The sequence below is a fragment of the Spiroplasma sp. ald genome (assembly GCF_044714355.1).
In the GTDB taxonomy this organism is placed as follows: Bacteria; Bacillota_I; Bacilli_A; order Mycoplasmatales; family Mycoplasmataceae; genus Spiroplasma; species Spiroplasma phoeniceum.
Window position 1 is genome coordinate 1 of sequence record NZ_RXFY01000041.1, and the last position, 8,660, is coordinate 8,660.

At 26.2% G+C, this 8,660-nt stretch carries 9 protein-coding genes and 1 pseudogene; 2 read left to right on the forward strand and 8 right to left on the reverse strand.

Features of this window, described 5'->3' with window-relative positions:
• Window positions 1-109: 109 nt before the first annotated feature.
• Window positions 110-568: a hypothetical protein gene (locus EHU54_RS02980; RefSeq protein ID WP_400248857.1), complete on the forward strand. Its 459-nt coding sequence runs from the start codon at window positions 110-112 to the stop codon at window positions 566-568.
• Entirely contained in the window at window positions 562-882 is a 321-nt protein-coding gene (locus EHU54_RS02985) for a hypothetical protein (protein WP_400248858.1), read from the forward strand. The genes EHU54_RS02980 and EHU54_RS02985 overlap by 7 nt, the downstream gene beginning before the upstream one ends.
• A 51-nt stretch (window positions 883-933) precedes the next feature.
• On the opposite strand, the gene EHU54_RS02990 is transcribed toward EHU54_RS02985, so the two are convergent.
• The 8 genes and pseudogenes from EHU54_RS02990 to EHU54_RS03025 all read right to left on the reverse strand — a co-directional run.
• A complete protein-coding gene (locus EHU54_RS02990) occupies window positions 934-2,079 on the reverse strand; it encodes a hypothetical protein (protein WP_400248860.1) in 1,146 nt (381 codons plus the stop codon).
• Between the two features lie 58 nt (window positions 2,080-2,137).
• The gene (locus tag EHU54_RS02995) at window positions 2,138-3,232 is read right to left on the reverse strand and encodes an aminopeptidase P family protein (protein WP_400248861.1); all 1,095 of its coding nucleotides are present in this window, start codon (window positions 3,230-3,232) and stop codon (window positions 2,138-2,140) included.
• A 66-nt stretch (window positions 3,233-3,298) separates the two neighbouring features.
• Window positions 3,299-5,077 (reverse strand): 1-deoxy-D-xylulose-5-phosphate synthase, encoded by a 1,779-nt coding sequence (locus EHU54_RS03000; protein ID WP_400248862.1) that lies wholly within the window; start codon window positions 5,075-5,077, stop codon window positions 3,299-3,301.
• A gap of 13 nt (window positions 5,078-5,090) precedes the next feature.
• Window positions 5,091-5,765 (reverse strand): hypothetical protein, encoded by a 675-nt coding sequence (locus EHU54_RS03005; protein ID WP_400248863.1) that lies wholly within the window; start codon window positions 5,763-5,765, stop codon window positions 5,091-5,093.
• Between the two features lie 6 nt (window positions 5,766-5,771).
• Entirely contained in the window at window positions 5,772-5,993 is a 222-nt protein-coding gene (gene xseB, locus EHU54_RS03010) for an exodeoxyribonuclease VII small subunit (RefSeq protein WP_126821057.1), read from the reverse strand.
• Window positions 5,983-7,275: an exodeoxyribonuclease VII large subunit gene (gene xseA / locus EHU54_RS03015; protein ID WP_400248864.1), complete on the reverse strand. Its 1,293-nt coding sequence runs from the start codon at window positions 7,273-7,275 to the stop codon at window positions 5,983-5,985. The genes xseB and xseA overlap by 11 nt, the downstream gene beginning before the upstream one ends.
• Before the next feature lie 108 nt (window positions 7,276-7,383).
• Window positions 7,384-8,247 carry a formate/nitrite transporter family protein gene (locus EHU54_RS03020; RefSeq protein ID WP_400248865.1) on the reverse strand — a complete coding sequence of 288 codons (864 nt, stop codon included), beginning with the start codon at window positions 8,245-8,247 and terminating at the stop codon, window positions 7,384-7,386.
• 309 nt (window positions 8,248-8,556) lie between these two features.
• Window positions 8,557-8,660, reverse strand: a pseudogene (locus EHU54_RS03025) (IS5/IS1182 family transposase); the annotation flags it as partial.

The following is an 8,660-nucleotide window of genomic DNA, read 5'->3' on the forward strand; positions in this document are numbered from 1 at the left end:
GACGACGAGCAATTAATCATGGAATTGAAATTACTAGTGTTAAAATAATTAAGAAAATAATAAAAATTACTAATGAACATACAAAATACTTTTCAATTACTCTATTTATGTGAAGACACGGTCAAATTATTATCGTTATTTACAATCAAAAACTTCATTAATAAAAGCCGATGAAGGAATTATTACCCTTATTCAAAATGAAAAACTCAATAACAAATTTCTTAATTTCTATGGAATAAGAAGATGAAAAATTTATCTATTTAAGAAATTCAATCTCGTTATTAATAAAAAACGTCTTCAACGAATCTTTAAGGAACATAGAATTATCCCTTTCTACTGAAAAAATCGTCCCCATCATATTAAAAAATCATTAAGTCAAACAAACAAAAAGAATTTACTAAAACGTAAATTTAACCAATTGAAACAAAATCAAGTATTAAGGACTGATGTAACTGTCATTAAAAATAATCATACTGAAAAATCCAATTTAATTTCATTCATTGATTTAGCAACAAGAAAAGTAATTGCTTATACAATCTTAGATTCAATGATAACTTCAGAATGATAACTTCAGTATTAATAAAAACTTTATTAAAAACAATAGCAACAGTTTCAAATAAAAAAGATCTGAAGAAATTAATAATTCATTCAGATCAAGACTCAATTTATACTGCTACAGAATACATTGAATTCTGTAGAAAATATAAATTTAAAATAAGTTACTCAGCAATAACTACTCCAGCTGATAATGCTGTGCAAGAAAGTTTCCATGCTAGATTAAAGTGTGAAACCTTCTATAACAATTATAATACGCAAAATAAAATAAAAAACATAATTATTATTAAAAAATATATTGAATTTTATAATACAACTAGGGTATAATTAAATAAATAAAATTTTGTCCTATTTAATGGGCACACTCCCTAATAAAAATTATTTTCTCATAAGAGATTTAATTGTTCCATCTACTGTTGATTTTAAAGTTAATTCATAAATTATAGTATCATTTTGCTGATGAGGAACAACTAATATAATTTCATATTCAATTCTATTATCTATAATTCGATCACCAACTTGATAAATAGATTTTATTTCAAGGGAATTATTTTGTTCATTATCGGTATAATCATAATTATTTAGATTAAAACCAACCTTCTCACGAAATGTTTGATTTTCTATTATTGTTGGGTAATCAAATTTTAGCGAAAAAGTATTAATTTCTTCATTATTTTGTTCTTCATCTTCAATTTTATCTTGTTCTAATTCAGTTTGAATTTTTTTTCGATCAAAAATTGCACTTAATGAAAGTTTCTTTTCATTTTTTGATTCAGATAACATTTCTGTTGACAAAAAATGTTGCGTTGAAAAATTATTAACAAAATTTTCATCACGTTTTGGCATAATATACTCTGTCGGATTAACTAAACTCTTTGGGCGTTCAATACCACTAGTTATTTGTTCTAATTCATCTTGATTAATAATGTTTGAATTTTGATGCCGTGATGTTTGCTTTGCTTGAATAAGGTCTAAATCTTGACTTTGATAATCAACTGGATTATCGTTCATTTGAGTCAAAGTTGAAGCAACTGGTTTTGGCGTAATTATTCCAGTAATTTTTTTTAATGTCTTAACATCTTTATGCAATTTAATTAAATATTCTTGAATTTGATTCATATTTATTTTTAAATCATCTAAGAGTTGCCCATCATTATTACCTGATGAACTTTCTGATTTTAATGTTGGTATTTTTTGTTTTAATAAAAACACTAAAATACTAATAAAAAAACCTAAAACACAAACTGGAATCATTACTACTAAGAAAAAATAACCAATTTGATATAAAAGAATAACATTTGCAGCAAAAACTTCGCCAGCAGCATTTTTAATTTGCATTGTAAAAATAAAATTAAAACTATATTGTATGATAAAAAACACATATGAAAAATTTTGAACGCCTTTCTCAACACCAAAACCACTAGTATCAACCAATCCTAATTGATGATTATTCGAAAGAATATAATAAATTTCTTTACCGGCAATAATAATTAGCAACAATGATAAGAATAGAAACAAAAGCATGAAAATAAAAAAGATAAGAATAAAAATTTGTGTTTTTGTTAATTTTGTTTTCATTAGCTTAAATTAAAATTAATTCACGTTTTGCTTCTGTTAAAAGATGAAATCCATTTTCGGTGACTAAAATATCATCTTCAATGCGAACACCACCTAAATCAGGAATATAAATTCCTGGCTCAACAGTAATAACCATTCCCGGTTCTAATAAGACATCGCAAAATGGTGATACGCGAGGAAATTCATGGATTTCAATCCCAACCCCATGCCCTGTTGAATGTGTAAAATATTCGCCATAACCTTTACTTATGATATAATCACGACAAATTTTATCAATCATTGCTGTTGTAACGCCCGGTTTAATTGCATGAATTCCTAAACTTTGTGCTTCATAAACAACATCATAAATTTCTAACATTTTAGATGATGGTGTTCCTAACCCAATTGTTCGTGTTGTATCAGAACAATAACCATTATAAATACAACCAAAATCAATTGTAATTAATTCATTATTCGCAATTTTTTTATCAGTTGCACGTCCATGTGGCAATGCTCCTCGTCATCCAGAAGCAACAATTGTATCAAAACTAGGTTTATCAGCACCAGCTTCAACAAAACTATTAATAATAATTTGTTCAACTTGGCGTTCTATCATTCCAACTTTAATTTTGTTAATAACATTATTAATTGCAATATCACCAATTGCACATGCTTGCTTTAAAGCTTCAATCTCAGAATTTGTTTTAATTGCTCGTAATTCTGAGAAATCAACTGGTTTTAAAGTAACGGATGATAAATTTGTTGTTAAATTTTGATAAGTCAAATATGTTAAGTAATCACTTTCAAAAGCTAAAGTTTTGACGTTGTTTTTAACCAAATCACTTTGCAACATTCCAAAAAAGCCACCAGGATGATTGGTTGTCATTTCAATAACATTTGTAACATTTTTTGTTTCCTTCTTACCAGCAGTAATATATTGTCCATCTAAATACAAGATTGATTCAGTTTTTGTGAATAACAAATAACCTTCGGAAGAAGCAAATTCAGATAATCAAAAACGGTTAACGGTTGAATGAAATAAAATCCCATCAACTTGATATTTTTCTAAATATTGCTCTAATTTTGCTTTTTTATCTAATTTTACTTTAACATATTCCATTAGCATTATTCTCTTTTTCTTCTCTATAAATTTAACTCTTATTTTTTCATAATACAAGGATATTTCTTAATTAATTAAGTTTCTTAAAATTTCTTCAAGATTATTCATCTCTTTTTTAATTAAACCATTTTCATAACCATAATGTGAAATTGTTGCATTATGATTAATTAATAAATCAATAATCTTCGCATATAAACCAGTTTCTTTGATAACTTCTTCAAAAATAATAATTTGTTGATATTTTTCCATGTTAATTTGTTTTATCATTTCTCTATCAACTGGATTAATAAAGCGAGCATTAATAACATTAATTTTTTTTGTTTCTAATTTTGTGATAACTGTTTTTGCTTTAATTACATTATTCCCATATGTGATTAATAAAATTCGCGCTTTAGGATTTTTAATAACATATTCTCACTGTCCAACTGAGAATGCTACTGACAAAACTTGCTGCGTAATTCCCCCTTTTGGATAACGAATAAAAAAAGGATCTTTTTTATTAATTAAAGCTAACTTTAATAACTGATCAAACTCACCACTAGTTGCTGGTTGACTAATAATTGGTAAATCACCCATACTATTTAAAAACCCAATATCATAAATTCCATGGTGACTATCCCCATCTGCAAGTGCTAAACTAGCTCGGTCAATTAAAAAAACAACTGGCAAATGATTACGAACAACATCATGTAAAACTTGATCATAAGTTCGTTGTAAAAAACTAGCATACATATTCACAATTACTTTTTGATGATCTAAAGCAAAACCAGCAGCCAAGGTCACAGCGTGTTCCTCTGCTAAACCAACATCCAAACAATATTGCGGATTTTGAAGCATAAATTCTTCTAAATGAACTGAAGCTTGCATTGCAGCAGAAATAAAATAAAATTTTTCTGATGCTGTTTGAAATACTTTTTCCAATGTTTTTGCAACATAATAACTTCATTCATTATGTTTATTATCAGTTAAACTATAAGAATGATATTTTTCTTGTTCTGCTTGGGTTAACCCATAACCATAACCTTTTTTTGTTTTAAGGTGCAGAACAACACTTGCATTTCGTTTTTTTGCTTGACGAAGACTTTTTGCTAATTTACGAAAATTATGGCCATCCACTGTCCCAATATAATCTAAATTAAAACCAGCAAATAACCCTGGAATTGCAAAACTACGAATAATTTTTTCAACTAATAGGTGGCCTAATCATAATAATGTTAATGGGGGAATATAACATAAAACTTTTGCAACTTTACTAGCACTACGATATAGTCATCCAGTTCGAACTTTACTAACTATTGTATGTAAAATATTAACATTTTTAGAAATACTCATTCCATTATCATTTAAAATAACAATAATTTTATTGGAAATTGTTCCCAAATAAGTTAAAGCTTCTAAAGTCAAGCCATTAGTAAATGCTGCATCCCCGATCACACAAATAATATTATTATATTTTTGATTATAACTATAAGCAATTGCTGTAGATAAACCAGTTCCCACATGGCCATTAGAGAGATGATCATATTTACTTTCGTTAATATGTTGAAAAGCCGCTAAGCCATCAGGTAAGCGAATCGTTGAAAAATGTGCTTTACGATCAGTTAAAATTTTATAAGCATAAGTTTGATGACCAGTATCAAAAATAATCAAATCATTATTGTCAATGTCAAAAGTTTTTAATAAACTAATTGTTAATTCAACTGCCCCTAAATTACTAGCTAAATGTCCCCCATTTTTGGTAACTGTTTCAATAATAAGACGACGAACATCCGCTGCTAATTCAATTAAAGCTTTTGTTTTTAAATTTTTTAAATCAGTATGATGCTGATAATCTTGTAATTTCATCTTTTAACCCCACTTAATACTTTTGTAAAAAATAATTAATCTGTTGAACAAAATTATTGAAATATAATGGTGTAATTTTTCCAATCAAATAATGACAGTAAGCTGTTACATCTAATTTTATTTTATAAATTTCAACATTACTACTATCCTTTAATAACTTTCTCATTACTGTTAAATTAATTAAAAAAACAAGATAATAACCATAATTAAAATATAATTCATGATTTGGAAGGTTAACAAAAGGTTGATAAAAAATATTAGCAATAAAATTATAAAGTAAATTAAAATTATAATACATCTTAATTTTTGAATTTGTAATGTCATTATTGGCAAAAATTATTTCCTCATAATTATCATCGAGGTAATTAACAAAAATTTTGCTTTTTAATTCCTTAATTACTTTTAAAATTTGTTCTTGTTCACTTTTTACACCGGTATGACGAATATATTGCATATGATAATAAATTAAAACTACTTTAATTAAAATAATACTATCAAAATATTCTTGCTCATCTAAATTATTTAATCGTAATAAATAAACAAAATTTTTAATTAAAATATCTTTTTCATCAAAAGTTTTAAAATCTTTTAAAATTACCCGACTTAATTTTAACTCATGCAATTTTTTTCAAATTTTAATATTATTTTTTTTAACTCAGCCACTACGTTCAAAAATTTGCCCTGCCATAATAAATTATTCTTCATCAACTTTAAAATCAGTTGGGTTATTATCCTTAACAATTTTAGTGACTTTATCTTTAATATCTTGTAATTTAGTTTCCGCTAATTTTGTTAATTTAATGCCCGTTTCAAAAGCATCAATTGCTTGATCTAATGGCAATTGATTATTTTCTAAATCATTAACAATTTGCTTTAATTGTTCTAAAATTTGTTCAAATGATTTATTATTTGTCATTTTTTTCACCATCCTTATTAATTGCTTGTACAATTGATTGAATAATTCCATCTTGTACACGTGTCATTATTATATCATTATTCTGAACATCATTAGTTGCTGATATCACATTTTTATTTTCATTGTAAGTAATACTATAACCACGAGTTAATGTTTTTAAAGGACTTAATAAGTCTAATTTACTTATTAAATTATTTTTATTATGTTCAATTGTTAAAATTTGTTGTTGAATTGTTCTTACTAATTTTTGATAATAATTTTGAATCATATTTTTATTTGCTATAAAGAATGTTTCTTGTAAAACATTAAACTGCTTTAAAAATAATTGATAAGAATGCTCAGATTGTGTATATAATGCTTGGGGTTTTGTTAAAACATAACTATTTTTTAATTCGCTTAGTTTATCTTGCATCTTATCAACTTTGTCTTTAATAAGATTAATTAAATGACGGCGTTGTTGTTGCAAATAATTAACTAATTCTTTCTGATCAGGTGTTGCTAATTCAGCCGCCGCCGTTGGTGTCGGTGCTCGTAAATCACTAACAAAATCAGCTAAAGTAAAATCAATTTCATGACCAACAGCTGAAATAACTGGGATAGTTGTTTGATAAATTGCTTCAACAACTTCAAGTTCATTAAAAGCTCATAAATCTTCAATACTGCCCCCACCACGACCAACAATTAATGTATCAAACTGCGGAGTAAATGCTTGTGCTGCCTTAATTTTTGCTCGAATATCATGTTTTGCGTCACTTCCTTGCACTAAACTTGGAAATAAATAAATGTTTGCTTGGGGAAAACGGCGATGAATTGTAGTAATAATATCACGAATGGCAGCACCAGTTGGAGCTGTTATTACACCAATATTATTTGGAAAACGTGGAATTGGTTTTTTTAAAGATTGATCAAACCAACCTTTTTTACTTAATTCTTGTTTTAAGGCTTCATATTTTAAAAACAAAGTACCAACACCTTGTAAAGATAAAGTAACTACTTGTAAACTATATGTTCCTTGCGGCTCATATACTTTAATAGAACCTGTTGCAATAATTTTTAAACCTTCTTTTAATTTAAATTGTAAGTTTTTTGCATTAAACGCAAACATAATTGCCCGAATTTGGGCTTTATCATCTTTGATTGTAAAATAAACATGTCCTGAAGAGTGATTTGTAATATTAGAAATTTCTCCTTGTAGAGAAATATTAATTAAATTTGGTTCTTGTTCAATTATTGTTTTTAAATAATAATTAATTTCACTAACTGTATAAATATTTTTACTCATTTTCCCCTCCATTATCAATATCTTCCAATTAATAATATCATTGAAACAATAAAATAATTAAAAAAGAAATGTTATTAAAGTAACAACATTTCTTTTTTTCAAAAGCAATTAAAGTGTTAATTTTTCTTTTACATCTTTTCGATAAATAAAATAATATAAAAATGGTAAGAAAATTCCTCCACTTAAGAAATTTCCAATTAAAGTTGGTAATTGAACATTGTAAGAAAATTTTCCAAAATCTGCTCAACCACCACTTGTTCCAAAAATTTTTAAAAATGGTTGTAAAAATCATAAATATGAATTAGCAACTACATGCGAAAATCCAGAAATTGCAAAAGCCATAATAATTAAATTTACAACAAAGAATTTAGCAACGGCTGATTTAGTTGTATGTGCAGCATAAATCGAACCAGAAACTAAAAAGTTACATAAAATGGCACTCCCAAAGTTTTCTCATCATTTGTGTTCTAATTTTCCATTAATTAAGATTACCGCATTATTATAAAAATCAGTTTCAGAACCAGGCATATGATTTAAAAAACCACCTCACGCTGTTAAACCAGCCATCACTAAAAAACCTAGGAAATTACCACTTAAAACAATAAATAAATTACTAACAAATCTTCCAACATTTAATTGTTTTTTAAAAACAACAATTAATGCTAAAGAATTTGATGTAAACATTTCTCCCCCAAGAAAAACAATTATTGTAATTGCAACAGTAAAGACAAGACCAAATACTAAACTTTTTAAACCAATTGGGATATTATCTCAATTTCCCTTTGTTGCCGTAATTGCAGCAATATAACCAAATCCAATAAATAAACCAGCGGCTAAACCCATTAAAAAGGTTTTATAAAATGGACTATTTCCTTTTTTTAACGCATACTTATAAATATTTACAAAACTATCCTCATTGCTATAACTATCGGAATTATCTACTTTTTCTTCTTTTTTAATTTCGTCCCTCATTTTTTCTCCTCTTTTTCACATTTTATTTCTCTATAAATAATACTTTATTATTCTATCATAAAAAATAAAAACCTAAATATAATCTAAACTTAAAATAATTAATAACCCGTATTTTTAAATAAGAAACTTTTTAATGTCATTTATCTGACAATAATTGTTTTTATCATCCACCATATCAAACAAGACTCGAAATTTTTAATAGACTTCTTGCATAACCTATTCTTTTATTTAAAAATTTAATATTTTCCTACAACGAAAAATGACTTTTTTATTTAAATTATTTAATTTTAAATACATCTTCTATGCTATCTATTTTAATAATTGCAAATTATAAATTGAAGCAATTAAATTAAATCTTAAACTAAATCGTTTTCTATGATTACGATATTTTTCTGTAATAATTTTAAATTTTT